Origin of the sequence: Streptomyces caeni (genome assembly GCF_042678285.1) — a bacterium.
Taxonomy (GTDB): domain Bacteria; phylum Actinomycetota; class Actinomycetes; order Streptomycetales; family Streptomycetaceae; genus Streptomyces; species Streptomyces caeni.
Genome location: NZ_JBHUDX010000142.1, coordinates 25,584 through 51,542, shown reverse-complemented (window position 1 = coordinate 51,542; position 25,959 = coordinate 25,584). Strand labels below are relative to the sequence as shown.

Below are 25,959 nucleotides of genomic sequence, written 5' to 3'. Positions count from 1 at the left end.
TTCATGGCCGCGGCGGTTGCCGAGTTCCGCTCGCGCACGCAGGAGCTGGCAGCCGAGCGGCGGACGCGCACCGCGCTCGACGGGATCGGCAGGGAGATCTGGTCCCGCACACTGGGGGACACGGAGCTGCCGATGCGGGCCGCGCACGCCGCGCAGTCGCTCGGCTTCCTGCGCCCCGCGCCGCGGGTGTCCGGCGGGGACGCGCCACCGGAGTTGTTCTCGTCGGGCGCGTGGCTCAGGCTGCGCACCCCGTACGGGTCGGTCGCCGTGCGCCGGACGGGTCTCGGCACGCTGAGCGTCAGCGTGCGCTGAGCGTCACCGGGGGCCGGTGGTCCGCGGGACGGCTCACCCGGGGGTGTTCAACATCGACGCGGCGGCGTACGTCAGGTAGTTCCACAGCGTCCGCTCGTGCTCCTCGGACAGGCCGAGCTCGTCCACGGCGACCCGCATATGGCCGAGCCAGGCGTCGTGGGCGGCCTGGTCCACGGTGAACGGGGCGTGCCGCATCCGCAGGCGGGGGTGGCCGCGCCGCTCGCTGTAGGTCGTCGGCCCGCCCCAGTACTGGATCAGGAACAGGGTGAGGCGCTCCTCGGCCGGGCCCAGGTCCTCCTCGGGATACATGGCCCGCAGAACGGGGTCCTCGGCCACTCCCTCGTAGAAACGGTGGACGAGGCGGCGGAAGGTCTCCTCGCCGCCGACCTGCTCGTAGAAGGTCTGCTCCTGCAGCGTGCCGCGCCGAATCTCATTCACAGGGTCCATGGTCTCAGACGCGGCGACCCAGGACGCAAGCCCCCGGATCCCCGGTTCGACGCGCGCGGCATGCTCGCCACGCGCCGCCTTCCGCAGCAGAGTGGAGGCATGGGCGCGCACGCTCTCGATGACGATCTGGAGGACCTCGCCGCGTCGGCGCGGGCGGACCTCGTGCGGGAGATCGACGCAAGCGGTGCGTGGGCCGCCGATCCCCTCTGGCGCGAGGCGTTCGCGGCGGTGCCGCGTCATCTCTTCGTGCCGTACTACTACGTCGTGGCCAGGGGCGGCTACAAGCGCCGGTGGTGCGGTGATCCCGACCCGGACCGCAGGCGGGAGTGGCTGTGCGGCGCGTACGCCGACGTCCCGCTGGCCACCCGGGTGCGCGACGGCGAGCTGATCTCCTCCAGCAGCCAGCCGTCCCTCATGGCACAGATGCTGACCACGCTGAGGGTCCGGGACGGTCACGCCGTCCTGGAGATCGGCGCCGGCACCGGCTACAACGCGGCCCTGCTCGCCCACCGCCTAGGTGACGGCCGGGTCACCACGATCGACATCGACCCGGAGATCACCGAGTCCGCCCGGCAGCACCTGGCGGCCGCCGGACACCACCCGGCCGTGGTCACGGGCGACGGCTCGCGCGGTGTACCGGAGCGGGCCCCCTTCGACCGGATCATCGCGACCTGCGCGCTGAGCTCGATCCCGGGCGCCTGGCCGGCGCAGTGCCGTCCGGGCGCGCGCATCCTGGCGCCGTTCGCGACCGGGCTGATCGCCCTGGAGGTGCGGGACGCCGGGCACGCCGAGGGGCACTTCCTGACCACGCCCGCCTACTTCGTACCGCTGCGCGGCGGAACCCGGCCCGAGCCGGAACCGCCGGATCTGGGCGGGCTGCCGCGCCGGGCCCGGAACGACGAGGGGTTCCGGTTCGTGCTGGCCCTGACGGCGGGCACCCTCACCCCCTCCGAGGCGTACACGCTGTGGGAGCACGAGGAGCGGCCCGGCCGCGAGCGGTTCGGGATCACGCTCAGCGGCGACCGCGCCCGGGTCTGGCTGGACGAGCCGGACGGGCCGCACACCTGGCCGCTGTCGTGAAGACCGGGCCGGATGAGACGGAACGGCCCCGGACGCGTACGAGAGCCCGTGAGCAATCCCACACGCGCCCGGGGGCCGCGCCGTTCAGCCCCGGCGGATGGTGATCGTCGTCCAGGCGCCCACGTGCACCCGGTCCCCGTCCTGCAGGGGCACCGGCACGAACGGCTGGATGGGCTCCTCGCCGCCGTTGACGGTGGTGCCGTTCGTGGAGTTCTGGTCGACGACCGCCCAGGAGCCGTCCGGCTGCTGCACCAGGACCGCGTGCTGGTGCGAGACGCCCGGGTCCTCGGGCGGCACCGACAGGTCGATGTCGGGGGTGTCGCCCGTGGAGTGGCGGCGGCGGCCGATGGTGACCTGGTTGCCGGACAGCGTGCGCTGCTGCTCCGGGGAGTACGCGGGCAGGTTCAGGCCCGCGGCCTCGGGGCCGGAGCGCTGCATCATCGCCATGAAGTACTCGCGGTCCGGACCGATGGTGGCGGTCCAGGTCACCGGCTGCTGCTGCCCGTAGGGGCGGGGCGGGGCCTGGGTGGCGCCGGGCTGCGGGTAACCGTAGCCCCCGCCCTGACCGCCGCCGGGGGCTCCGGGACCCGCCGGACGGCCGGGCGCGCCGCCCGCCGGGGAGGACGACGGCGGTGAGATCACCCAGTCGTCGTCACCGCCGCCGAAGGCCGGCCCGCCGGGCTGCGGCGACCCGGGCGGCGGAAAGCCCTGGACCGGGGGCGGCGGGCCGCCGGGCCGCTGGTACGTGGGGGGCGGGCCGCTCGGCTGGAAGGCCGAGGGGCCGTTCGGAGCCTGGGGCTGCGGGCCGCCGGGACCACCAGAGTCGCCGGGGTCACCAGGGCCGCCGGGACCGGCGGAACCGCCCGGACCACCAAGGCCGCCTGGACCGCCCGGACCGCCCGGACCGCCCGACGGGGGGCCGGACGGCGGTGGTGCCGGACGCGACGGATCGTGCCCGAAGACGGACGGACGCGAGGCGTCACCGCCGAAGCCCGCGGGCCCGGACTGCTCACCGCCGAAGCCCGCGGGCCCGGACGGCTCACCGCCGAACGGCGGGGACGGCGGGATCGGCTCCGCGGGCCGGTTCACCTGCGACGGCCGGGAGCTGTGGTAGTCGTACGGGTCCGGGCCGGGCCCGGTCTGCTCTCCCTGCTGGAAGCGCAGCGCCGGGTTCGGCGACGGAGCCGGCGGGCGCGGAGCCGCGGGGGTGTAGGAGGTCGCGGTGTTGGTCAGGAAGTTCCAGCGGCACTCCTCGCAGAACGGGGCACCGCCCTCGCGGGGGGTGCGGCACTGCGGGCAGAGCTCCGGCTCAAGGTCCGGTACGGCGGACAGGGGCCGCCCCGCGGGGCCGCCGCCCGCGCCCGGAGGCGGCGGGGGCGAACCGGGCGGCGGGTAGCCGTAGCCGGCGCCGGGCGGCGGCGGTGGTGGTGGCGGGGGTACGGCACCGGCCATACGGTGACCGCAGACCTCGCACCAGTCGTCGGAACCCGACTGGTGTCCGTTCGGGCAGGTCGGCATGTCGGCGCTTCCCCCTTTCCTTCTCCGGTCGCTGTGACCGGCGTGGTTCTCCAACCCCGGGGGGTCGGGCTCGCTGCTGTCGGGACTTCCTACGTCACTTCTTTACACGAACAGTCTTTGTGGACCGTGTTTCGAGAGTCATCTCGTCGGCCTCCGCGACCTTCGCCTTCAGTCGCACAGTACCTGTCGCGGCGTCGACCACGTCCACCACCTTCGCAAGCAGTTTCGCAGTATCCGCGTTCCCCGAGGCACCGGCGAGCTGAACGGCCCGCCCCAGCTTGGCCGTTGCGGCGTCGAAATCGCCCGCTTTGCGGAGTTCCAGCCCCTGCTGGATGAGATGCGCCAGTTCCGCCTGGCCCGTGTAGTGCGCGACTTGGGGGTTGATCGACGTGGACGCGGCCATGTCGTCGGTCCACACCGCCCGTACGAGCCCCCGGGCGCCGAGGTTGTGGGCGCTGCCCTGCTCGTTCTGCGGGATCACGAGCGAGATCCGGGCGGCCAGCATCTCCTGGCCGATGTCCGCGGGCGGGACGCGGACGCATACGTGGTAGTCGCGGGACTCGTCGCCCCAGGAGCCCGTGGGGTAGTCCCCGGCACGCGGGCCCGCCTCGACACGGCGGCCGGTCAGGTCCTCGACCGTGGGCGCCACCTGCTTCACGAACACGATCTCCGTGCCCACGGGCGTCCACAGCCGCAGCGAGACGTCCGCGACCTCCTTGCCCATGGCTGCCTCCATCATCTGCCGGAAGTCGGCGGCCAGCCCGGCCGGGTCGGCCACGATGTCGGCGGTCCCGAGCAGCGCGGAGGCGATCCCGGTGACCTCCTTGACCTCCCAGTCGGTGCCCACTCCGCGCGCGTCGCAAGTGAAACGGCCCGCGCAGGACTCCAGCGCGGCCCGCAGGTCCTCGGGTGCCTCGTGTTCGTTGCGGCCGTCGGTCAGCAGGATGCCGTGCCGGATCGAGACGCCGGCCGAGGACAGCAGCCGGTCGGCCAGCCGCAGCCAGGTGCCGATCGCCGTGCCGCCGCCCGCGCTGAGCCGGCGCAGGGCCTGCTTGGCCTGGTCACGGGTGTGCGCGTCGGCGACGGCGAGCCGTCCGCCGCCCGGGTAGACCTCCTTGGCCACATGAGTGCCGCCGATGACCACGAAGTGCACGCCGTCGCGCAGCGTGTCGACGGCCACGGCCGTCGCGTCGCGGGCGTTGCGCATCTTGGCCGGCGGATAGTCCATCGACCCCGAGCAGTCGACCATGACGGCCACGGCCGCGCTCGGGCCCTGCCCCGGCGCGTAGAACCGGGGCGCGGTGACCGAGCTTCCGATCGTGCCGCCGCCGGTCGCGGTCACCGTCACGATGGCGTTGACCTCGCGGCCGCCCTCCGGCAGGTACTCGTTCTGATAGACGTCCACCGAGAACTGCGGCACGTTCGACTTCGAGAAATTGGCCATGCGTTCTCTGATCCCCCTCAAGGACCCCAGCACCCTGGGGTGATGGCTGGTTGCGGACCGGTCCCCTCCGGTCCTGGGGGCCGGCCCCCGCCGGCCACGGGCGTGTCCGGGGACACACCGCTCAGGCGGATCCTGCCCCCTGCGGCGTGGCCGGGAACGGGAGGACCGCCACTGTTACGTTGTCGTGGCCCCCGCCGTCCAGGGCGTGGCCCACCAGCACCCGGGCCGAGTGCAGCGGACGCCGCTCGGCACCGGGCGGCACCACCTCGGCCATCTCCTCGGCGGTCTCCGCGTAGTTCCACAGCCCGTCGGTGCACACCACCACCACACCCGGCCGGTCCGGCTTGAAGGAAGCGGTGTGCGGCTCCAGTTCGTAGGCGTCGGCGCCCAGCCAGCCCGTGATCGCGTGCGCGCGTTCGTCGGCGTACGCCTCGGCCTCGCTCATCAGGCCCGCGGCGACCATCTGCGCGGCCCACGAGTCGTCCTCGGTGAGCCGGGCCGGGGGCGCGGCGTGGTCCGCCGGGATCCAGTAGGCGCGGCTGTCGCCGACCCAGCCGACGACGAACAGGCCGGCGGTGACGACGGCGCCGACCAGGGTGCAGGCGGGCGCGTTCTGGTGCGGGGAGTGCTCCTGGGCCGTCTCGGGCTTCGTGGCAAGCGCGTTGACGGCGTGCGATGCGGCGACGATCGCGTCGTGCATGGCCTGCTGGGGGTGCGTGCCGCGGGGCAGGGCCTCCAGCAGCGCCTCGTTCGCGGCGTGGGCGGCGGCGAGGGAGGCATCGTCGGGGCGGGTCGCCGAGGAGACGCCGTCGCACACCACGGCGACGACCGCGGGCGAGCCGTCGGGCAGGGCGGTCGAGGAGACCGCGAAGGCGTCCTCGTTGCGGTGGTGGCGCAGGCCCCGGTCGCTGACCGCGGCGACCGCACCCAACTCCTGCTCCATGTGGTCCCGTTCCCGTGGCTGGGCGTGACCGCAGTGCTCGCAGTAGCCGTCCCCGTCGACGGTGCCCGTGCGGCAGGCCACACAGACCTTCGTGCCGGCCGGGGGTGTCGCCGGCGCGGCCGAGCGCGGGTCGACCGGCTGGGGTGCCGCCAGGTTGTAGTCCTGGGGCTGCGCGGGACGGTGGAACCGGACGCCCTGGGCGGCGCGGCCGGCCGGGGCGGCGGGCGCGGCCGGCGGTTCGGAGCCGCCGGAGCCGGTGCCCTGGAGATCGGCCGGCAGATGCACCGGTGCGGACGGGCCGGGGCCGCCCGCCGGGGGAGCGGCAGGCCAGTCCACGGCGGCCGTCTCGTCGGGAGAGGGCGGCGCCGCGCCGTTCATGGTCAGCGTCGGCGTGTCCGACGGGCGGGCGGGCACCACCGACAGGTCGTACCCGCAGGCGCCGCAGAAGCGGTCACCGGACTCGAGGGGCTCCTCGCAACTGGGGCACCGGGAAAGCGCCGTCGGCTGGGGCATCTGCGACATCGATCACACCCAAGTCCGGGGGCGGTAACGGTTGGCACGTTCCACCAGGTCGATCCTCTCCTCGCTGCGCTGCGCGAGCCTGGCCAGCGTCCGGTACGAGCGCTCAAGGCCGAAACGGAGGCCGCGCTCGTCCAGGTCGCTGCCGAGCAGCGCCCGTCCGGCCGCCGCGCCCGGCGAGGGGCCCTGGCTACCGGAGAGTACCCAGTCCAGGGCGCGGCCGAGGACCTCTGTGGACAACTGCTCGCGCCGCACGGCGTCCAGACCGTACGCCTCCAGCGCCTGGACCTGCCCTGCGGCGGCCACGAGGTCGTCCAGGAACGCCGGTTCCGGGCCCTGGCCCGCACGCTGCCGCAGCCGGGCCCGTACGGCGGCGACGCGGGCGGCGGTGTAGTGGATGGACGCCTCCGGCACGGACTCCAGGGTCGTCACGGCGCCGTGGCGGTCGCCGGAGGCGAGCTGGACCCGGGCCAGGCCGAAGGCCGCGCTGACGTGGCTGGGGTCGGTGGTCCACACGAGGCCGTAGTACTCGGCCGCGTTGTCGAGCTGGCCGAGGACCTCCGCACACAGCCCGAGGGCCAGCTTGGGCGCGGGCTCGCCGGGGAAGGCGTCGTAGACCGCGTCGAAGGAGAGCGCGGCGGCCTCGTGGTCGCCGGTGACGAGCGCGGTGACACCGCGGTACCAGACGACCCGCCAGTCGTCGGGGTGGTCCGCCTCCAGCCCGTCGAGGACCCGCCCCGCGGCGTCCGTCTCGCCCATCTCCAGCCGGGCCCGCAGCTCGCGCAGCCGCAGCTCCGGGGAGGGCGCCGGCGCCGTGCGCAGCGCGGTGATCAGCTCCGCGGGAGCGGAGGTCAGGAGACCGGCCAGGAAACCGGCGTTGGAGTCGCCGGGCTGGACCAGGGGCACCGGCAGGGCCAGCGCGGCGGCGGCGGTGTCGAGTGCCTTGACGAGCCCGGCGCCCCCACCGGTGGCACGGGCGTCCGCGCCGGCCGGTGGCACGGGCGCCGCGCCGGCCGGTGGCATCGGTGCCGCGGGGGCCGCGTCGGAGCGCACGGCCGCGCCGCCCGGTGCCGCGGCACATGCCGCGCCGGAGCCCGGGACGGCGGCCCTCCTTCTCGTCCGCACCACCCGCGCCCCCAGCCGCGACACGTCCTCCGTCGGCTCCGCGAACAACTCCGTGTCGATGACCTTGAGTTCGGGGCCGAACAGCGTCGACACCGCGGGCCGGGGGTGGTTGGTCCGGAGGGCGACGACCTCCCGCAGCACCCCCGTCAGCTGCTCCGACATCTCCTGCGCGGACGCGAACCGGCGGGCCGGGTCCGGGTCGGTGGCGCGGACCAGCAGGCGGTAGAAGGACTCGTACCGGCTGAAGACCTCGACGCCGTCCGGGTCGGGCAGGGAGTCCACGAAGACGGTCGTGTAGCCCTGGAAGTCGAAGGTGAGCACCGCGAGGGTGCGGGCGACCGTGTAGAGGTCGCTCGCCACCGACGGGCCCACCTCGGAGACCTCCGGCGCCTGGTAGCCCACCGTGCCGTAGATGGCCGACTCGTCGTCGTCCGCCCTGCGCACCGCGCCCATGTCGATCAGCTTGAGCTGGTCCTCGGTCTGGATCGCGTTGTCCACCTTGAAGTCGCAGTACAGCAGGTTGCGGCTGTGCAGATGGCCGAGCGCCTCCAGCGCCTCGATGCCGTACGCGCACGCCTGTTCCACCGGCAGCGGGTCCCGCCTGCCGTCCGGCGTGCGGCGGGAGTTGGCGATCTCCTTCAGCGACTTGCCGCCCACGTACTCCATCACGATGTAGCCGTCGAGGGAGCCGGTGCGCTGGTCCAGGTGCTCCACGAAGTTGTAGATGCGCACGATGTTGGCGTGCTCGATCTCCGCCAGGAAGCGCCGCTCGGAGATCGCCGCGGCCATCGCGTCCTGGTCGCCGGTGTCGAGCAGGCCCTTGAGGACCACCCACCGGTCGGAGACCGCGCGGTCCACCGCCAGATAGATCCAGCCGAGACCGCCGTGCGCGAGGCAGCCCACGACCTCGTACTGGCCGTGCACGATGTCCCCGGCGCGCAGCTTGGGCACGAACGAGTACGGGTGACCGCACTTGGTGCAGAACCCCTCCGTGCGCCCCGGCCGGTCGCCGCGCGCCCGCCCCACCGGGGCGCCGCAGTCGGAGCGCGAGCAGAACCGCTTGCGCTCGGGCACCTCGGGCCTCTCCAGCACCATCGCCCGCGGGTCCGGTCGCGGCACGTCCGGGACCTGCACCAGGCCGAGGCCGAGCCGGCTGCGCCCGGAACCGGAGGACGACATGCCGGAGCTGCGCACGGACACCGAGCGGCCGTTGGTCTTCCCGGACAGTCGGCCCGACACCGAGCGCCGGGACTGGGACGACCGCGACGACGTACGGGAACTGGCGCGCGAGTTGCCGCCGCCGGAACCGTGCGAGTCCCTGTCCGAGGTGATCCCCGTGGAGGCCGGGCCGGCCGCGTCCCGTGCCGCGACGACCGGGGCCAGACCGCACGTGTCGCAGTACAGCTCGCCGCCGCCCACGTCCTCGTACGACCCGTCACATCCGGGCCGCTGGCACTTGTGCCCTTCCTGGCTCATGGCTCCCCCCTCCTGTCGGCCGGCCCGCTCTGCTCGGGCACGCGGGAGCCGAGCAGTTCCGCGGCCGCCCCCTGGTAGCGCAGCACCGCCTGCTCGGCGACCCTGAGGTCGCAGGGGGCGCTCCACAGCATGCGGCGGGCCGCGTCGTACCGCTCGATCAGCAGCGGGTCCTCCGCCAGACCGTGCCGGGCCACCTTGGCCTTGTACGCGTCGAGGCGGCCGCGCAGTTCCGCGCGGACCGCCAGGGGCGCCGTGACCGCCGTCAACGACTCACGGGCGCGCAGCAGTTCGTCGTCGGCCTTCTGCTCCAGGGACTCCAGGAGCGGTGAGAGGCGGTGCCACTGGGCGTGTCTGCGGTACTCGGCGGCCGTCGCGAGCTGCTCCTGCAGCGCGGTCGGCGGGCCGCTGACGACCGGCACCTCCGTGGCGGCGATCTTGGCGAGCACCTCGCCGCGGGCGGTGCGCGCCTCGGCGAGCGTGCGGTCCGCCCGGCTGAGGACGTCGCGCAGCCTGATGAGCCGCTGCTCCGCGTCCTGCCGGACGGTGAGCACGGCGTCGATCTCGCGGCGCACGTCCTCCAGGGCGCGCGCCTCACGGTCGTACACGGTGGTGTCCGGGCGGCCGCCGCCGGGCGCCGAACTTCCCTGCGCGGGCACCCAGAAGGCGAGCGGATCGGAGACCACCTGTTCGCGCAAGGCGGTCAGGGTGCGGGTGATCCGCTCCAGGTCGTCGCCCGCCGGGTGCTCGCCGGGCCGCACCCCGACGGAGTGCGCGAGCCGGCGGGTGCGCTGCAGTTCCGCGGCCAGCAGATCGATCCGGGCCGGCAGCGCCGACCACACCGCGTCGGCGGCGACGACCATGTCGAGCGAGGACGCGTACAGCTCGTTCATCCGCTCCACGAGCTGCACCAGCGTGAACTGCTCGCTGAGCCTGCCGGCGCCCGGGAGCGTCGGCGCGTTCGCCGTCGCCGTGGCGCTGCCCGCGACCGTGACGCTCGCGCCGCGCAGCAGCTCGGTCAGCTCGACCAGGTCCTCGCGGCTGGACCAGCGCCGGCGGGCGCGGATCGCGCGCGCGGTGTGCAGGGCGTCCGTGTAGGCGTCGAAGTACGCCCACAGCAGGGTGATCGACGCCTCCGCGGACGTCCAGCGCTCCTTGGTGACGCCCGTCAGCTCGGCGCCTTCGAGGAGTCGGCGGCCCGCATGGTCCTGCAGGGCGAGCAGGGAGGTCTCTATGGCCTCGTGCTCCGCGCCGAGCCGCGCCAGCGCACGGTCCACCTCGTCCCGGTCCAGTACCGGCCCGGTGGGTCCCGTGACGCCCATCGATCACCTCTCGCTCTCGTGGTTCCCGGTGCGTGTGTCCGGTGCGCCGGGCTGACACTCCAGTGGTATCAGGTCGGTTGCCCCTGTCATCAGGACGGCGGCCGTGACGACGCCGGGTCCGTGCCCAGCGTCGAGGAAAGCCACTTGGCGTACGAGGCCTGCCAGCCGCTCCTGCGGTAGTCCGCGAGCACCTGGTTGACCCGGCGCACCAGATCGCCCGCCTGCTTGTTCATCGCCACCCCGTAGTACTCGGTCGTGAAGGGCTTTCCCTTGAGTTCGACCGTCGGGTCCTGGGCCGCCTGGCTCGCGGCGAGGGCGCCGTCGGTCACGACCGCGTCGACCTCGCCCAGCTGCAACTTGACCAGGCAGTCGAGCTGGTTGGGGACGGTGGTGGAGATGTCCGCGGACGGCGCGAGCCGGCCGGACCTCTTGTCGTCCGCCAGCTTGGCGCCGGCCGTCGAACCCTCGGCCGAGCAGATCCTGCGCCCGGCCAGGGAACGGTCGTAGCCCGTGATGCCGGACGACCTGGGGGCCAGGACCTGCTGGCCGGTCGTGAAGTAGGGGGTGGAGAAGGCGACTTCTTTCAGCCGGTCGCAGGTGATCGTCATGGTGCGCACCACCAGGTCCACCTGCCCGCTCTTGACGGCGGGGATGCGCTGGTTGGTGGGAATGGCGTGGAAGCGGACGGCGTTGGCGTCGCCGAGGATCTGCCGGGCGATCTCGTGGGCGAGGTCGATGTCGAAGCCCTCCAGGTCGCTGCCGGGGGTGTTGGGGTCGCGGTAGCCCCAGCGGTAGCTGTTCTGGTCGACACCCACTGACAGATAGCCGCGCTTCTTGATGGCGGTGACCGCCGGGCCGCTCTCGTCGCCGGACGGCGGCGGGCTCAGCCGCTCCGGGTGGTCGCCGCAGGAGTCGGCCTTCGCCTGGGTGCCCTCGGCGAGGCCCGGGCCGCCGATTCCCGGCGGGCCGCCCCCCCTCGGGTGGGCCACTGGCAGCAGCAGCACGAAGGCCACGGCGAGCAGGCAGGCGACGAGCATCGCACCCACACCGCCCCAGCCCTTCAGGCTCGTCCTCAGGCGCCGCGCGACCATCACCGCTCCCCCTCTCACCGGTACTCCGAAAGCCTGCGCCCGATGCCCAGCACCGCGCCCGCCGCGCCCATCACCGCCAGGACCGCCGCGCCCACCGGGAGCCCGGTCATCGCGTCCAGGCCGTCGCCCGCCGCCTGCCGGAACTCGTGCTCCTCATGGTCCAGGGCCTTCGCCAGGTTCGCGTCCACGCTGTCGAAGCACTCGCCGGTGGGCTGGTCCGCCTTGGACCCGATGATCTTGTCCAGTGCGGCCTGGTAGTTGCCGTCGTCGTCCGCGGCCCGCGCCTGCCTGTGGCGCTGCTGCCAGACCTTCATATTGCCGGTGGCGGCCGTGACGGGCTGCCTGCCGGCCCGGTCGTCGGCGAGGGCCTCAGCCTTGCCGAGGCCCTCGGAGAGCGTCTTCATGTCCTGCTGGAACGCGTAGTCGTAGGCGTCCTCGATCGTCCCGTCGGCCAGCTTCCTCGTCTCGGCGCCGCGGCTGACCAGCGTCAGGTTCTCGTTGCCGCGGGCGTTGAGGGAGGCGATGCGCGCGTCGTGCAGGACGTTCAGCGAGCGGACCCCGTGGGCGTAGGAGGACTCCAGCCCGGCGCGCGCGAAGCCATGGCCGACGACCAGCCACAGCAGGACGATCGCGCAGGCGGCGGTGGCGGCCACCAGGCCGTGGTTCAGCACCCGGTTGGTGCGCAGGTAGTGGCGGCGCTGCGCCCAGGCGAGGGCGGCAAGCGAGAGGACACCGAGGGCGATGGCGGGCCAGGGGTACGGGGTGGCGTCCGCGTAGTCGGCGCGCAGCCGCTGGTTCTCGCTCTCGTACAGCTTCTGGGCGGCCGGCAGCATCTCCCGCTGCATCGTGTCGTTGGCGGTCCGCAGGTAGGCGCCGCCCACCGGGAAGCCCTGCCGGTTGTTGGCCCGGGCCCGCTCGATGAGGCCCTTGTACTCGGGAAGCAGCGTGTTGAGCCTGACGATGGTGGCGGCGGAGGGCGAGCCGGGCTCGGCGCTGGCGGCAGCCCTGACGAGCCCCGCGGCGGCGGTGCGGATGTCCCGTTCGTACCGCTGGGTGGTCGCGGCGGGCTCCTGACCGCCTGACAGGAAGCCGCTGGAGGCTGTGGTGTTGGCGTCGGCGAGGGAGCGGTAGATGTCGGCCGCGCCCGCGCTGAGCGGCTGGCTGCTGTGCAGGACGTCGTCGGCGGCGGCGGACCGCTCGGCCATCTGCCAGGCCGTGACGGCACCGAACGCGACGACGAGCACGGCGAGGACGGCACCGATGATGCGCAGCCGGCCGGGCTCGGTGGTGGCGGCCGCGCGCAGCCGGTCGGCGCTCTCGGCGAGAGCCGTACGGCGGGGCTGGGCGGCGGGACGGCCCCGGGGCACGGGGGCCGTGCCCGCCGCGGAGCGTGTGGCCTCCGGGGCCGGGGCCGGGGCCGGCGCGGGTGGCGCTCCGCCCTGCTGCGGCTGTGTCACTTGACCTCCCCCATGGTCATCCGTCGGTCACCTCCGCCCGGAGCACGGGTGCGGACGCAGGTGCACGGCGGCAAGTATCGCCGCCGGAACCGGCATCCGCACAGGTCTGCACGCGATCTTGTTGCGGATCGCGGTGCCGCCGCCCGGACATCGGTGCGGCGCAAGCCTCCCCGCACCGCCCCCTGTTCATCAATACGTCCTCGGGATCCGTTCGGTTCCCGTACGAGTGGGGAGGTTCCGGGCGTCCCGTGCGCCCGCCGCGAGCCCACGCCACGGCGGTGGGCCGCGCCGCCACCGGCACCTTCAGCCCGGTTCGAAGTACGCCCGCACGCGCGTGTGGGCCTGTGCCGGGGCGCGTACGCGGTCGAGGCCGAGGAGCGCCGCGCCCAGGACCGGCCGCGCCGTGACCACCCGGGGCACCGCCTTCGGGGCGCGGGCGGCCAGCAGCTCCCTCACCCGGTCGTCCAGCTGAGGATGGCGGGCGGCCAGGATGCCGCCGCCGAGCAGCACCGGCGTCTCCTCGGCGAGCAGGTCCAGCCGGCCCAGCGCGACCACCGCCATGGCCACCACCTCCTCGGCGAGCCGGTCGACGATCGCGCGGGCCACCGGGTCGCCCCGGCGAGCCGTGGCGAACAGCACCGGTGTCAGCTCATGGCGCTGGCCGTGCTCGATCCGCTCCAGGTGGAGCGCCTCGACGAGCGCGTACATCGAGTCGAGCCCGAAATGCGCGGGCAGTGTGCGCGCCAGGGCCGTCGGTCCGCCCCGGCCGTCCTCCGCGCGGGCCGCCCACCACAGTGCCTCCTCCGCCAGGCCCCAGCCGCCGCCCCAGTCGCCGGAGATGCGCCCGAGCGCGGGGAAGCGGGCGGTGCGCCCGTCGGGGCGCATGCCGGCGCAGTTGATGCCGGCGCCGCACACCACCGCCACCCCGCGGGGCTCGGCGACACCGGCGCGCAGGACGGCGAAGGTGTCGTTGCGCACCTCGGTGGTGGTGCCCCACGCGCGCGCGTGCAGCGCGGCCGCCAGCTGCCCCTCCTCCACGGGCAGGTCGGCATTGGCGAGACAGGCGGAGACATGCCCGGCCGAGGCGGCCCCCGCCACGGCGAGGGCCCGCCGTACGACCTCCTCCAGTGTGTCCACGGCCGTCTCGACGCCCACCGCCGGCGGCCGGAACCCGCCACCGCGGGCGGTGGCGAGGACCTCGCCTTCGGTGGTGAGGACGGCGACATCGGTCTTGCTGTTGCCCGCGTCGATGGCGAGGACACCCCCCGTCAGGCCCACGTGAGGTGCTCCCGGTTGTGCGCGATCAGCCGGTCGGTGAGGGCGTCGGCGTCCGCGTACTGACCGACCAGGGGGTGGGCGAGCAGCGCCCTGAAGACCCGCTCGCGGCCACCGTGCAGGGCGGCCTGCAGGGCCAGTTCCTCGTACGCGGTCACGTTGGCCATCAGCCCCGCGTACAGCGGGTCGACGCCGGCCACCGGAAGGGGCGTCGGCCCGTGGCCTCCCACGGCGGCCTGGACCTCGATCACCGCGTCGTCCGGCAGGAAGGGCAGCGTGCCCTTGTTGTACGTGTTCACCACCTGGTAGGGCGATCCGGCGCCGCTGAGCAGCGAGGCGGCGAGGTCGACAGCCGCCTCCGAGTAGTAGGCACCGCCCCGCTCGGCGAGCAGTGCCGGCTTCTCGTCGAGCGCCGGGTCGCCGTACATGCGGAGCAGCTCCCGCTCCATCGCGGCGACCTCCGCGGCCCGCGACGGCTTGCCGCGCAGTTCCCGGACGACCCGGTCGTGCGCGTAGTAGTAGCGCAGGTAGTAGGACGGGACGACGCCCAGCCGGGCGAGGAGGGCGCGCGGCAGGCGCAGGTCGCCGGCGATCGCCTCGGCGTGCTCGGCGAGCAGCTTGGGCAGGACGTCCTCGCCCTCCGGGCCGCCGAGGCGCACACCGGTCTCCCAGGTGAGGTGGTTGAGGCCCACGTGATCGAGGTGGACGTCGGCGGGGGCGACACCGAGCAGGGCGGCGAACTTGCGCTGGAAGCCGATCGCCACGTTGCACAGCCCGACCGCGCGGTGCCCCTCCTGGAGGAGGGCGCGGGTGACGATGCCGACCGGGTTGGTGAAGTCGATGATCCACGCCTTCGGGTTGGTGCGGCGGACGCGTTCGGCGATGCCGAGGACCACGGGCACCGTGCGCAGCGCCTTGGCGAGGCCGCCCGCGCCGGTCGTCTCCTGCCCGACGCAGCCGCATTCCAGCGGCCATGTCTCGTCCTGCTCGCGCGCCGCCTGCCCGCCGACGCGCAGCTGGAGCAGCACGGCGTCGGCGCCCTCGACGCCCGCGTCCAGGTCGCGGGTGGTGACGACGCGGCCGTCGTGCCCCTGCCGGGCGAAGATGCGCCGGGCCAGCCCGCCCACCAGCTCGAGGCGTTCGGCGGCCGGATCGACGAGGACCAGTTCCTGAACGGGCAGGGTGTTTCTGAGCCGTGCGAATCCGTCGACGAGTTCGGGTGTGTAGGTCGACCCTCCGCCGACCACGGTGAGTTTCACTTGATGCCCTCCTGCCGGCGCGGCCTTCACAAAAGGTGCGGGTCGGCCTGTTGAGAATCGGGGGGTTCCGCGTCGGATGTCGCCGTACTGAACTCTCTTACATGCGAGGGGGAGTAGCACGTAAGCACGAAGCGGCAGGTGAAGCGGGCTTTCAAGTACCGCTTCTATCCCACCGGTGAGCAGGCTGCGGAGCTGGCACGCACGTTCGGCTGTGTTCGTTACGTGTACAACTGGGCCCTGCAGCTTCGTTCGGGGGCATACATACTGCGCGGAGAGAAGATCACCTATCCGGCAACCGACCGCGCACTGACGGTTTTCAAGGCGAGTGGAGAGGCTGCCTTCCTGCGGGAGGTGTCGTCGGTGCCGCTTCAACAGGCGCTGCGTCATCTTCGGCTCGGGTTCCAGGCGTTCTTCGAGAAACGGGCGAAGTATCCCCGGTTCAAGACGCGTAAGAAGTCGCGTCCCTCGGCGGCCTACACGCGCTCGGGGTTCCGCTGGCGCGGCGGTCGGCTGTTCCTGGCGAAGATGAGCGAACCGCTGGACATCGTGTGGTCCCGTCCCCTGCCTCTGGATGCCCATCCGTCCACGGTGACCGTCTCCCGGGATGCGGCCGGGCGCTGGTTCGTGTCCCTGCTCTGCGAGGACACGGTGACGGCCGGAGAGTCCACAGGTCAGATCGGTATCGATGCGGGGATCACCAGCCTGCTGACTCTGTCGACAGGGGAGAAGATCACTAATCCGAAGCAGGAGAAGCGTGAACGGACCCGGCTGAACCGAGCGCAGCGCGAGTTGGCGCGGAAGGAGAAAGGCAGCAAGAACCGGGAGAAGGCCCGGGTAAGGGCCGCGCGCGTACACGTCCGCATCGCCGACCGGCGTAGGGATCACCTGCACAAGGTCACCACTCGTCTCGTTCGGGAGAACCAACTGATCGTGATCGAGGACCTGGTGGTGCGGAACATGCTCAAGAACCGCAGGCTCGCCCGCGCCATCTCCGATGCGTCGTGGACCGAGTTGCGGAGCATGCTGGAGTACAAGTGTGACTGGTACGGGCGGGAGTTGGTGGTGGTCGGCCGCTGGCATCCCAGCAGCAGAGCCTGCTCGGCCTGCGGCCTGATCCGCGACCGTCTTCCCTTGGAGATCCGTACCTGGACGTGTGACGGCTGCGGTGCGACCCACGACCGGGATACGAACGCCGCGCGCAATCTTCTGGCCGCCGGGCTGGCGGTGTCGGCCTGTGGAGCCGGTGTAAGACCTCAACGGAAGAACCTTCCGGACGGGGCCGTCGGTGGTGAAGCAGGAAAGCTTCGAAGGAGCGCCGCGTAGCGGCGTGGAGTCGGGGCATCCCCGCCTTCGGGAGGGGAGAGGCCAATCCGGTGAGCGTGGCGCTCGTCGGCAGGCTCAGCGCGAGGTGTCGAAGACCTCGTCGCGGGTGGCGGCGAGCGCGCTCTCCAACGCGCCTCGCAGCACGGGGTGTTCACGTACGTCGCCGACGGCGAGGCGCGGCCGGGACGCGGCCAGCTCCTCCAGTTCGGCTTGGAGCAGGGACCGCAGCGGCTCGCCCCCGGCGGTGAGGCAGGCGCCGCTGAGGACGACGAGTTCGGGGTCGAGTACGGAGACGAGCGAGGCCAGACCGGTGGCGAGCCGGGTCGCGTACGCCTCCAGCAGCCGGCGGTGGGGGCCCGTGGCGCTGTCGGCGCCCAGGCCCACGAGGGTGGCGGCGACCTCGGCGTACGGGCCGGTGGGCACGTCGGTGATGCCGAGTTCGCGGGCGAGTACGGGAACGGCCTGCGCACCGGCCAGCTCCTGGTAGCCGCCACTGTTCGCCCTGGTCACCTGGCGGACCAGGGGAGCGCCGGGCACCGGCAGGAAGCCGACCTCGCCCGCACCGCCGGTCCAGCCGCGGTGCAGCCGGCCGCCGAGGACGAGCGCGGCGCCCAGACCGCCCTCGTTCCACAGCAGGACGAAGTCGTCGTGACCCCTGGCGGCGCCGAGGCGCTGTTCGGCGAGGGCGACGAGGTTGACGTCGTTCTCGTACTCGACGGGCATCGGGAGGGCGGCGGCGAGATCGTCGAGCAGTGTGGGGGAGTGCCAGCCGGGCAGGTGTGAGGCGTAGCGCAGCCGGCCGGTGTTGGGGTCGAAGGCGCCCGGGGTGCCGATGACGACCCGGTGCACGTCCGCGACGGCGAGCCCGGCGGCCTTCACCGCGCCGTCGAGGGCGTCGGTGACCTGCCGCACCACCGGCTGTGCCGGACGGCGGCCCGGCGTCGGCAGCTCGTACTCGCCCACCGTCCTGCCGGTGATGTCGGCGACGGCGGCGTGGATGCGCTCGGGGGTGACGTCGAGGCCGGCGACATGGGCCGCGGCCGGATTGACCACGTACAGCTGGGCGTTGGGTCCGGGCCGGCCCTCGCTGGTGCCGGTCATCAGGACGAGGCCGGCGGCTTCCAGGCGGGCGAGCAGTTGGGAGGCGGTGGGCTTCGACAGGCCGGTGAGCTTGCCGACGCGGGTGCGGGTGAGCGGACCGTGCTCCAGGAGCAGATCGAGGGCGGCGCGGTCGTTCATGGCGCGCAGCACGCGCGGGGTGCCCGGCGTACCGGCGGATCCTGCCATATGCGTCGCCACCTGCCTTTCAACGGTCCAGCTTCTCAGCGGGGCCGTCGGGAAGTCCACCGGGTGATCGTCCCGGGGCGGGCCCTGTCCGGGTGCTCCCTCGCGACCACTATTAGGAAAGTTTCCTATTGCGGTGACAGGAAGGTAGGCCGAGGGACGCGGGGGCGTCAAGGGCGGGCCGTGGTGGGAACCGGCTCGTTGCGCGGGTCTCCGGCTCGGCCGTTCAGGGACGGAGCCGTGTCCGGGGCGGGGCAGGGGCCGGGAGGGGGAGGGGCTCTCCGAGGTGCACCTTGGACTCGTTGCCGTGGTACGCCTTGGTGGGGCCGCTGGCGGGCGTGACCGGGTCGGTGCAGCAGTGGGCCGTCCCGGTGTTGCGGTTGATCAGGACGTAGACCGGGACGCCGGTCGCCGCGCGGGTGCGCAGCTTGGGGCCGGTGTCCGTCTCGTGGTTGGTGGACGTGACCTCGCCGACCAGCGCGATCATGTCGATGGGGTACCAGCCCTTGTGGGTCTTGCGGTACGACTCGTCGAGCTCGGTCGCCCTGCGGCGACGGACGTAGAAGTCGGGGATGACCAGCGCCTGCGTCCGGCCGTCCCCGTGTGCGATACGGAAGCCCGTTCGTTCCCGTTCACTCGAACGAGTGTGCCGAACCGTTAGGCCGTCCGGACGTTACGAGGCGGCCCCCGGGCATCCCGGGCGCTGCCTCCCCCGTACGGTCTCTGTTACTTCGCGGCCGGCCGCGCCGGCGGTATCGGCGCCGCCGCCTCCGACTGCGGGCACGCCGCGTCGGAGTACACCGCCGGGGCCGCGACGGCCGCCGCCGGGGCCGGGGCCGGGGCCTCCTCCGCCGGGGCCGTCGCGCCGCCGACGACGCGGATGTCCGCCGCGTCGAAGGCCCGCTTGATGCGCCAGCGCAGCTCGCGCTCGACCGTGAGCGCCTTGCCGGGCATCGTCCTGGCCGAGACCCGCACGACCATCGAGTCGAGCAGCACGCTGTCCAGGCCGAGCACCTCGACGGGGCCCCACAGGAGCTCGTTCCAGGGCTCGTCCTTGCTCATCCGCTCGGCGACGGCGTCGAGGGTCGTCTTCACCCGGTCCAGGTCCTCCGAGGCCCGGACGGTCACATCGACACCCGCCACCGCCCAGCCCTGGGACAGGTTGCCGATCCGCTTGATCTCGCCGTTGCGGACGTACCAGACCTCGCCGCCGGCGCCCCGCAGCTTCGTCACGCGCAGACCCACCTCGACCACCTCGCCGGTGGCCACCCCCGCGTCGACGGTGTCGCCGACGCCGTACTGGTCCTCGAGGATCATGAACACGCCCGACAGGAAGTCCATCACGAGGTTGCGGGCACCGAAACCGATCGCCACACCCGCGACACCGGCGGAGGCCAGCAGCGGTGCCAGGTTGATCTGGAAGGTCGCCAGGACCATCAGCGCCGCAGTGCCCACGATGAGGAACGAGGCCACCGAGCGCAGCACCGAGCCGATCGCCTGCGAGCGCTGCCGGCGGCGCTCGGCGTTCACCAGCAGACCGCCGAGCGTCGTGCCCTCCGCCGTCTCGGAGGTACGGCTCATACGGTCGATCAGCTTGGTGATCGACCGCCGCACCACCACCCTCAGCACCGCCGCGATCACCAGGATCAGCACGACCCTGAGGCCGATCGCGAGCCACGTCGACCAGTTCTGCTCGACCCAGCTCGCGGCATTGGTCGCGGTGTGCTGGGCGTCCTGGAGCGTCGCTGTCGCCGGGTCCTCCGTCGTGGTCGGGGACGGTGACGGAGCGGCGCCGAAGGCCGGTAGGGCGGGCAGGGACACGGCAGGTACCTCCTGGTGCAGGCGCTGCCTCCGGTGTGAGCGGCAAGGTCACGGAAAGGTCACCGGACGGGCAGGGGCACCACACTAACGGGGCATCGTGTGGGGATCACGGCGATGTTCGAAGGACGGCCCGTGCACACCGGGAGAAGTACCGGGGGAGGCAAGGGGGCGCGCGGCACGGGGCACGCCGGGTGTGGTCGAAAACACTCCCAGCCCGTTACTGGGACATGGTGGCGCTTCCACCAGGCATGAGGGGAGACTGACTGCAGATCGTCCCGGCGCGAGCCACGCGCCGCCGGCGTACAAGGAGGCATATCCGTGCCGCACGTCCTGGTCCTCAACGCGTCGTACGAGCCACTCGGCGTCGTACCGCTCCGCCGCGCGCTCGTCCTCGTCCTCGAGAACAAGGCCGTCTGCCTCGAGGAGTCCGGCGCCCACATGCACAGCGCAACCGTCACCGTCCCCGCGCCCAGCGTGGTCCGGCTGAAGCGATTCGTGCGGGTTCCCTACCGGGGGCCCGTTCCTCTTACCCGGCGCGCACTCTTCGCACGTGACGGCGGCCGGTGCATGTACTGCGGTGGCGTCGCAACCAGCGTCGACCACGTCATTCCGCGCAGCCGCGGTGGTCAGCACGTCTGGGACAACGTGGTGGCGTCCTGCCGCCGCTGCAACCACGTCAAGGCCGACCGCCATCTCTTCGAGATCGGCTGGCGGCTCCGTCACAAACCCGCGCCGCCCACCGGTCTGGCGTGGCGCATCATCGGCACCGGACACAGGGACCCGCGCTGGCTGCCATACCTGCGGCCGTACGGCGCGGACGACGCCCTGGCCCGGATCGACGGCATTTCCGCCTGACGATCCGGGCCTTCGCGTTTCCCGGGGCGCCGCCCCGCGCGCACCTCGGATCCGGCCCCGCGAGCCCCTGCGCTCCCGGGGCCGGACGTCATACGTGACCGGACGTCATGCGTGACGCGGCTCCGCCCTCCTCGGCCGTGGCGGACGCCTCGCCCTGGTACGGTCTGTGACCAAACGCACGTTGTCCGTCCTCGTACGTCTGCGACCGCGCCCGCTGGGTAGGGCTGCTTTCACCCGCAACCGTCGTACGACGACAAGGAGGCCCCCGTGGCCGCACCGGCATACCCCCCGCTCCCCGCCCTGTCCAAACGCGAGGCGGCGCCGCCCGCCGAACCCCGGACCGCGCTGTGCGTCCTCAGCGCCGAGGGCGTCCGGGCCGAGGCGCCGCTGACCAGCGAGCCGCCGCTGCCCGACGCCGAGCCCCTCACCAGCGAACCCCCGCTCGCCGACCCCGCGCCGCTGACGAGTGAGCCGGCCACCGCCGTCCCCGACCGCACGGGGTGCTACCCGGACCGTACGGGGTACTAGATGCCGGCCGACCCCGCGCGCGACGGGACGCCGCTGGCCCGGCTCGCCGCGCTGCACGGCGTCGCCACCTCCTACCGCCCGGCCCCGGACCGCACGGTCGCGGCGTCGGTCACCGCGGTCACCGCGGCCCTGGCCGCGCTCGGCGTCGACGCGAGCACCCCGGACGCCGTACGCCACGCCCTCGCCTCACGCGAGCGGGAACTGCGCGGGAGGCTGCTGCCGCCGACCGTGGTCGGCTGGGGCGGACGGCCGCCCGACGCGCTCGGGGGCCTCCCGGACGGCACCCGTCTGAGGATCGTGACCGAACAGGGTGAGACGCGCGCCTCGGCCGAGCACCTCCCGCCCGGCGTCCACGCGCTGCACGTCACCGCACCCGACGGACGCACCGCGGACGCCCACCTGGTCGCGGCCCCCGCCCGGCTGCCCGCGCCGCCCGCCCGTTCGTACGGACTGCTCGTCCAGCTCTACTCCCTCCTCTCCCGCCGTTCCTGGGGCATGGGCGACCTCGGCGACCTCACCGAGCTGACCGCATGGGCCGGACGGGCGCTCGGTGCCGGGTTCGTGCAGGTCAACCCGTTGCACGCGGCCGTGTCCGGCGGGGCCGTGCCCGGCGCCCCCATGGACCCGTCCCCGTACCGTCCCTCCTCGCGCCGCTACCCGGACCCCGTGCACCTGCGCATCGAGGACGTCCCCGAGTTCGCGTACGCCGAGGACCACGGCCGCGTCCGTACGCTGCTTCAGCGCGCGGCGCGGCTGCGGGAATCCGTGCTGGACAAGGGCGAGCTGATCGACCGCGACGCCGTGTGGGAGCTCAAGCGCGAGGCGCTGGAACTCGTGCACGCCGTGCCCCTCGGACCCGGACGGCGCGCCGTGTACGCCGACTTCCTCGCCGAGGAGGGCGAGGCCCTGGAGGACCACGCGACCTGGTGCGCGCTCGCGGAGGTGCACGGCTCCGACTGGCACGGCTGGCCGTCCCGGCTGCGCGATCCGCGTTCGTCCGCCACCGCCCGAGCACGCGCCGAGCTGATGGACCGCGTCGACTTCCACAGCCGGCTGGCCTGGCTGACCGACGCCCAGCTCGCCACCGCGCAACGCACCGCGCGCGACGCCGGGATGGCGGTCGGGCTCGTCCACGACCTCGCGGTCGGCGTGCACCCGGGCGGCGCCGACGCCTGGGCGCAGCAGGAGTACCTCGCGGCCGGGATGTCGGTGGGCGCCCCGCCGGACGCCTTCAACCCGCGCGGCCAGGACTGGGGTCTGCCGCCCTGGCGCCCCGACCGCCTCGCCGCCTCCGGTTACGCCCCCTACCGGCGGCTGCTGCGCGCCCTGTTCCGGCACGCGGGCGCCCTGCGCGTCGACCACGTCATGGGCCTGTTCCGGCTGTGGTGGGTGCCCCAGGGGCAGCCGCCCACGGAGGGGACCTATGTCCGCTACGACGCCGAGGCGATGCTCGCCGTCCTGGTCCTGGAGGCGGCGCGCGCCGGGGCGCTGGTCATCGGCGAGGACCTGGGGACGGTGGAGCCCGGTGTCCGGGAGGCGCTGCACGAGCGCGGGGTGCTCGGCACATCCGTCCTGTGGTTCGAACGCGACTGGGAGGGCACCGGACGGCCGCTGCCGCCGGAGCGCTGGCGGGCGGACTGCCTGGCCACCGCCACCACCCACGACCTGCCGCCGACGGCCGCCCGGCTGGCGGGCGATCACGTCGAACTCCGTGACCGGCTCGGCCTGCTGACCCGCTCCCTGGACCAGGAACGCGCCGAGGCGGCCGCCGACACCCGCGAATGGCTCGCCCTGCTCTCCCGGCTCGGACTGCTGAAGGGGGCGGGCGGCGGGGGCTCGGCGGTGTCGGAGGAGTCCGAGGTCCAGGCCGTCCACCGCTTCCTGGTGCGCACCCCCGCCCGGCTGATCGGGGTCTGGCTGCCCGACGCGGTGGGCGACCGGCGCCCGCAGAACCTCCCGGGCACCTGGGACCAGTACCCCAATTGGCGGCTGCCGATCGCGGATGCGGAGGGGCGCCCGGTGACACTGGAGGAACTGGCGGCCTCACCGCGCCTGCACGCGCTCGTGAGCGTGGTGCGGGGCGGGGGCGGCGACGGCGGCGACAGGGGGAGGGGCGAGGCGGACGGGCGGCGGTGAGTCAGGTCGTGCGCCAGGTCATGCGCCGGGGTGTGTACGGGGCCGCGACCGGTCGCCCTGCCTCGTACGGGCACCCCGGGCGCGCGGGCTCATTGGGCGTTCGCTACTTTTGCACCGTGGACAAGAAGAACGCCCTGCGCGCCGGCGCCCTGGCCGCCGGTACGACGCTGATGATGCTGCTCATGTCGTCCCCCGCGCTCGCGCTGACGCGCGACGACGGCGACGACCCCGGTCAGGGCCTGAGCGTGGTGGACACGCTGGGGCTCTTTGTGGCACTGCCGGTCGTGATGTTCCTGGTCATCGGCGGTCTCGTGATGGTCCTGGACAAGTCCCGCAAGCAGCAGAAGCAGGGCTGACACCTCTCTCCGTACATTCGTCGAGGGAGCCCGCACACCCATCCGGTGCGCGGGCTCCCTCGACGTATCTCCTCCCGGGTATCTCCTCCCGGGTATCTCCTTCCTGCGTACGCGAGGGCCGACCGCCGTGCCCACGGGTGCACGGCGGTCCAGGGGCGCGGCGCTCCACGGGTGCGCGGCGCTCCACGGGTGCGCGGCGCTCTACGGGTGCGGCGCCGTCAGGTAGCGCTGCACGGTCGGTGCCAGCCAGGCCACGATCTCCTCGCGGGCCAGTGCGACGGCCGACGGGAACTTCAGCACGTAGCGCGCGAGCGCCATCCCCAGTATCTGTGACGCGATGAGCCCGGCCCGGGCCGACGCTTGCTCGGGGTCCGGGCAGACCCGCCGCGCGACGGGCAGCAACTGGTCCCGGAAGACCCCCTGGAGCCGCTCGGCTCCGGCCGCGTTGGTGACGCCGACGCGCAGCATCGCCGTGAGCGCCTCCAAGTTGTCCTCCCAGAGGGAGAGGAAGTGCGCCACCAGGACCTCGCCCGCGTCGTGCCGCCGCAGTCGCGCGGGTTCGGGCAGCCGTAGATCGACGTTGAGGACCGCGTCGAACAGGCCCTCCTTGGAGCCGAAGTAGCGCATCACCATGGAGGGATCGATCCGCGCGTCCCTGGCGATCGCGCGGATGGTGGCGCGCTCGTAGCCCTCGGAGGCGAAGCGTTCCCGTGCGGCGGCGAGGATCGCGGTGCGGGTGGCGTCGGATCGGCGGGGTGGGTTCTCAGCCATGCCAACCAACGTAGGCCAACAAGTGTTGACAGTCCAGAGAGGTCCACTTATGTTGGCAAACAGACGTTGGCAAACGCATGTTGGCCTACAGGTGTAGGCGTCAGAAGGCCGCCATGGCAGGCAAGACCCGCACCACCGCTTCGGGCAACGGCGTCACCGATGGCGTCCTCGTCGTCGGGGCCGGCCCCACCGGGCTCCTTCTCGCCGGTGACCTCGCTTCCGCGGGTGTCCCCGTCACCCTCGTCGAGAAGCGCCCGCACGAGATCAGCAACCTCTCCCGCGCCTTCGTCCTGCACGCCCGCACCCTGGAGCAGTTCGACGCCCGCGGGCTCGCCGGCGAACTGGAGGCTGCGGGGCGGCCGCTCTCCGGCATCCGGCTCTTCAGCGGGCTCTCCATCCGGCTCGACACCCTTCCCTCCCGCTTCAAGCATCTTCTCGTCCTGCCGCAGTACGAGGTGGAGCGGGTACTGGAGCGGCGTGCGGCCGAGGCCGGGGTGCGGTTCGTGTACGAGACCGAGGTCACCGGCCTGAGCCAGGACGGCGACGGTGTGACGCTCCAGGTCCGTGGCGCGGACGGTGAGCCGGGCGAACTGCGCGCGGCCTACGCCGTCGGCACCGACGGACCGCACAGCACCGTGCGCGGGGCCGTCGGGCTGCCCTTCCCCGGGCGGTCCGTCATCCGTTCCGTCGTCCTCGCCGACGTCCTCCTGGACGAGGAGCCCGAGCAGGTGCTGACCGCCGACGCCGTCGGCGACGCGTTCGCCTTCGTCGCGCCCTTCGGCGACGGCTACTACCGCGTCATCGGCTGGCACCGCGGGCGCGATGTCCCCGACACCGCACCGCTCGGCCTGGACGAGGTCAGGGAGATCGTCCGGCTCGCGCTCGGCCGCGACTTCGGCATGCGCGACGCCCGCTGGATGTCCCGCTTCCACAGCGACGAGCGCCAGGCGCCCGCGTACCGCGTCGGCCGTGTCTTCCTCGCCGGCGACGCCGCGCATGTGCACACCCCGGCGGGCGGCCAGGGGATGAACACCGGCCTGCAGGACGCCGCGAACCTCTCCTGGAAGCTCGCCGTGGTCCTGCGCGGCCACGCCGGCCCGGCCCTCCTCGACACCTACGAGTCGGAGCGCCACCCCGTCGGCAGGGCCGTGCTGCGCAGCAGCGGCGGGATCGTCCGGCTCGCCATGGCAAAGCGTCCCTGGACCCTGGCACTGCGCGCCGCGCTGGCCGCCGTCGTCAACCGTGTCGGCCCGGTCCGGCGGCGCGTGGTGGGCCAGATCACCGGCATCGGGTTCGCGTACGCCGCCCCGCGCGGGGCCCACCCGCTGGCCGGCAGGCGCATGCCCGACGTCACCCTCACCTCCGGCCGGCTCTACGAGGCCCTGCGCGGCGGCCGGTTCGTCCTCGTCACCCCGCGGGAGTACGAGGCGGGCGCCCGCGCGGACCGGCTGGCGGTGGCGCACCGGGCGGGCGGGCGCCGCACGACGGTCCTCGTGCGTCCGGACGGATACGTCGCCTGGGCCGCCGAGGCACCCGACGCCGCGCAACTGGAGGCGGCGCTGCTCAGCTGGACGGGCCGGAGGTGACCGTACCGACGAGCAACTGTCGCAACAGGTCGGC

At 73.5% G+C, this 25,959-nt stretch carries 21 protein-coding genes and 1 pseudogene; 8 read left to right on the top strand and 14 right to left on the bottom strand.

What is annotated here, in order from left to right; all coding sequences use genetic code 11:
- A partial coding sequence (locus ACFSL4_RS36395) for a DUF8185 domain-containing protein (protein WP_465269776.1) occupies nucleotides 1-312 on the top strand: 312 nt, incomplete at its 5' end.
- Nucleotides 313-345: 33 nt separating this feature from the next.
- Here the strand turns inward: ACFSL4_RS36395 and ACFSL4_RS36390 are convergent.
- Nucleotides 346-759, bottom strand: coding sequence for a globin (locus ACFSL4_RS36390; protein ID WP_381092339.1), 414 nt, complete (start codon nucleotides 757-759; stop codon nucleotides 346-348).
- Nucleotides 760-858: 99 nt separating this feature from the next.
- Here ACFSL4_RS36390 and ACFSL4_RS36385 point away from each other — a divergent pair, with 99 nt between their 5' ends.
- Complete coding sequence (locus tag ACFSL4_RS36385; protein WP_381092337.1) at nucleotides 859-1,839, top strand: methyltransferase domain-containing protein; 981 nt, start codon at nucleotides 859-861, stop codon at nucleotides 1,837-1,839.
- An 84-nt stretch (nucleotides 1,840-1,923) separates the two neighbouring features.
- On the opposite strand, the gene ACFSL4_RS36380 is transcribed toward ACFSL4_RS36385, so the two are convergent.
- From ACFSL4_RS36380 to ACFSL4_RS36340, 9 genes are all read right to left on the bottom strand, one after another.
- Entirely contained in the window at nucleotides 1,924-3,357 is a 1,434-nt protein-coding gene (locus ACFSL4_RS36380; RefSeq protein ID WP_381092335.1) for an FHA domain-containing protein, read from the bottom strand.
- Nucleotides 3,358-3,451: 94 nt separating this feature from the next.
- Nucleotides 3,452-4,801 carry a vWA domain-containing protein gene (locus ACFSL4_RS36375; protein ID WP_381092333.1) on the bottom strand — a complete coding sequence of 450 codons (1,350 nt, stop codon included), beginning with the start codon at nucleotides 4,799-4,801 and terminating at the stop codon, nucleotides 3,452-3,454.
- 121 nt (nucleotides 4,802-4,922) lie between these two features.
- Nucleotides 4,923-6,266 (bottom strand): PP2C family protein-serine/threonine phosphatase, encoded by a 1,344-nt coding sequence (locus ACFSL4_RS36370; protein ID WP_381092331.1) that lies wholly within the window; start codon nucleotides 6,264-6,266, stop codon nucleotides 4,923-4,925.
- Between the two features lie 3 nt (nucleotides 6,267-6,269).
- Nucleotides 6,270-8,864 carry a serine/threonine-protein kinase gene (locus tag ACFSL4_RS36365; RefSeq protein WP_381092329.1) on the bottom strand — a complete coding sequence of 865 codons (2,595 nt, stop codon included), beginning with the start codon at nucleotides 8,862-8,864 and terminating at the stop codon, nucleotides 6,270-6,272.
- A complete protein-coding gene (locus ACFSL4_RS36360; RefSeq protein WP_381092328.1) occupies nucleotides 8,861-10,183 on the bottom strand; it encodes a coiled-coil domain-containing protein in 1,323 nt (440 codons plus the stop codon). Before ACFSL4_RS36360 ends, ACFSL4_RS36365 begins: the two co-directional genes overlap by 4 nt.
- An 89-nt stretch (nucleotides 10,184-10,272) precedes the next feature.
- Nucleotides 10,273-11,274 (bottom strand): glutamate ABC transporter substrate-binding protein, encoded by a 1,002-nt coding sequence (locus ACFSL4_RS36355; RefSeq protein WP_381092326.1) that lies wholly within the window; start codon nucleotides 11,272-11,274, stop codon nucleotides 10,273-10,275.
- Between the two features lie 14 nt (nucleotides 11,275-11,288).
- Nucleotides 11,289-12,731 carry a hypothetical protein gene (locus ACFSL4_RS36350; protein WP_381092324.1) on the bottom strand — a complete coding sequence of 481 codons (1,443 nt, stop codon included), beginning with the start codon at nucleotides 12,729-12,731 and terminating at the stop codon, nucleotides 11,289-11,291.
- Nucleotides 12,732-13,034: 303 nt separating this feature from the next.
- Complete coding sequence (locus ACFSL4_RS36345; RefSeq protein ID WP_381092322.1) at nucleotides 13,035-14,009, bottom strand: N-acetylglucosamine kinase; 975 nt, start codon at nucleotides 14,007-14,009, stop codon at nucleotides 13,035-13,037.
- Entirely contained in the window at nucleotides 14,000-15,265 is a 1,266-nt protein-coding gene (locus tag ACFSL4_RS36340) for a 6-phospho-beta-glucosidase (RefSeq protein WP_381092320.1), read from the bottom strand. The genes ACFSL4_RS36345 and ACFSL4_RS36340 overlap by 10 nt, the downstream gene beginning before the upstream one ends.
- 138 nt (nucleotides 15,266-15,403) lie before the next feature.
- Between ACFSL4_RS36340 and ACFSL4_RS36335 the strand changes: the two are divergent.
- Nucleotides 15,404-16,586: pseudogene (locus ACFSL4_RS36335) on the top strand (RNA-guided endonuclease InsQ/TnpB family protein); the annotation flags it as partial.
- Nucleotides 16,587-16,663: 77 nt separating this feature from the next.
- Here ACFSL4_RS36335 and ACFSL4_RS36330 read toward each other — a convergent pair.
- The 3 genes from ACFSL4_RS36330 to ACFSL4_RS36320 form a co-directional block, all read right to left on the bottom strand.
- On the bottom strand, nucleotides 16,664-17,875 hold the full coding sequence (locus ACFSL4_RS36330) for an ROK family transcriptional regulator (RefSeq protein WP_381092318.1): 1,212 nt from the start codon (nucleotides 17,873-17,875) through the stop codon (nucleotides 16,664-16,666).
- A 223-nt stretch (nucleotides 17,876-18,098) separates the two neighbouring features.
- Nucleotides 18,099-18,446: a Uma2 family endonuclease gene (locus tag ACFSL4_RS36325; RefSeq protein ID WP_381092343.1), complete on the bottom strand. Its 348-nt coding sequence runs from the start codon at nucleotides 18,444-18,446 to the stop codon at nucleotides 18,099-18,101.
- A 152-nt stretch (nucleotides 18,447-18,598) separates the two neighbouring features.
- The gene (locus tag ACFSL4_RS36320; protein ID WP_381092316.1) at nucleotides 18,599-19,693 is read right to left on the bottom strand and encodes a mechanosensitive ion channel family protein; all 1,095 of its coding nucleotides are present in this window, start codon (nucleotides 19,691-19,693) and stop codon (nucleotides 18,599-18,601) included.
- Nucleotides 19,694-20,011: 318 nt separating this feature from the next.
- On the opposite strand from ACFSL4_RS36320, the gene ACFSL4_RS36315 reads away from it, so the two are divergent.
- From ACFSL4_RS36315 to ACFSL4_RS36300, 4 genes are all read left to right on the top strand, one after another.
- A complete protein-coding gene (locus ACFSL4_RS36315) occupies nucleotides 20,012-20,548 on the top strand; it encodes an HNH endonuclease (protein ID WP_381092315.1) in 537 nt (178 codons plus the stop codon).
- Between the two features lie 267 nt (nucleotides 20,549-20,815).
- Nucleotides 20,816-21,076: a hypothetical protein gene (locus ACFSL4_RS36310; protein ID WP_381092313.1), complete on the top strand. Its 261-nt coding sequence runs from the start codon at nucleotides 20,816-20,818 to the stop codon at nucleotides 21,074-21,076.
- Nucleotides 21,077-23,212 carry a 4-alpha-glucanotransferase gene (gene malQ, locus ACFSL4_RS36305; RefSeq protein WP_381092311.1) on the top strand — a complete coding sequence of 712 codons (2,136 nt, stop codon included), beginning with the start codon at nucleotides 21,077-21,079 and terminating at the stop codon, nucleotides 23,210-23,212. It abuts the gene before it with no gap.
- 116 nt (nucleotides 23,213-23,328) lie between these two features.
- Nucleotides 23,329-23,568, top strand: a complete 240-nt coding sequence (locus tag ACFSL4_RS36300) for a hypothetical protein (RefSeq protein ID WP_381092309.1) — start codon at nucleotides 23,329-23,331, stop codon at nucleotides 23,566-23,568.
- 201 nt (nucleotides 23,569-23,769) lie between these two features.
- Here ACFSL4_RS36300 and ACFSL4_RS36295 read toward each other — a convergent pair whose 3' ends face one another.
- The gene (locus ACFSL4_RS36295; protein WP_381092307.1) at nucleotides 23,770-24,339 is read right to left on the bottom strand and encodes a TetR/AcrR family transcriptional regulator; all 570 of its coding nucleotides are present in this window, start codon (nucleotides 24,337-24,339) and stop codon (nucleotides 23,770-23,772) included.
- A 113-nt stretch (nucleotides 24,340-24,452) separates the two neighbouring features.
- Between ACFSL4_RS36295 and ACFSL4_RS36290 the strand changes: the two genes are divergently transcribed.
- Nucleotides 24,453-25,925 (top strand): FAD-dependent monooxygenase, encoded by a 1,473-nt coding sequence (locus tag ACFSL4_RS36290; RefSeq protein WP_381092305.1) that lies wholly within the window; start codon nucleotides 24,453-24,455, stop codon nucleotides 25,923-25,925.
- Nucleotides 25,926-25,959: the final 34 nt, after the last annotated feature.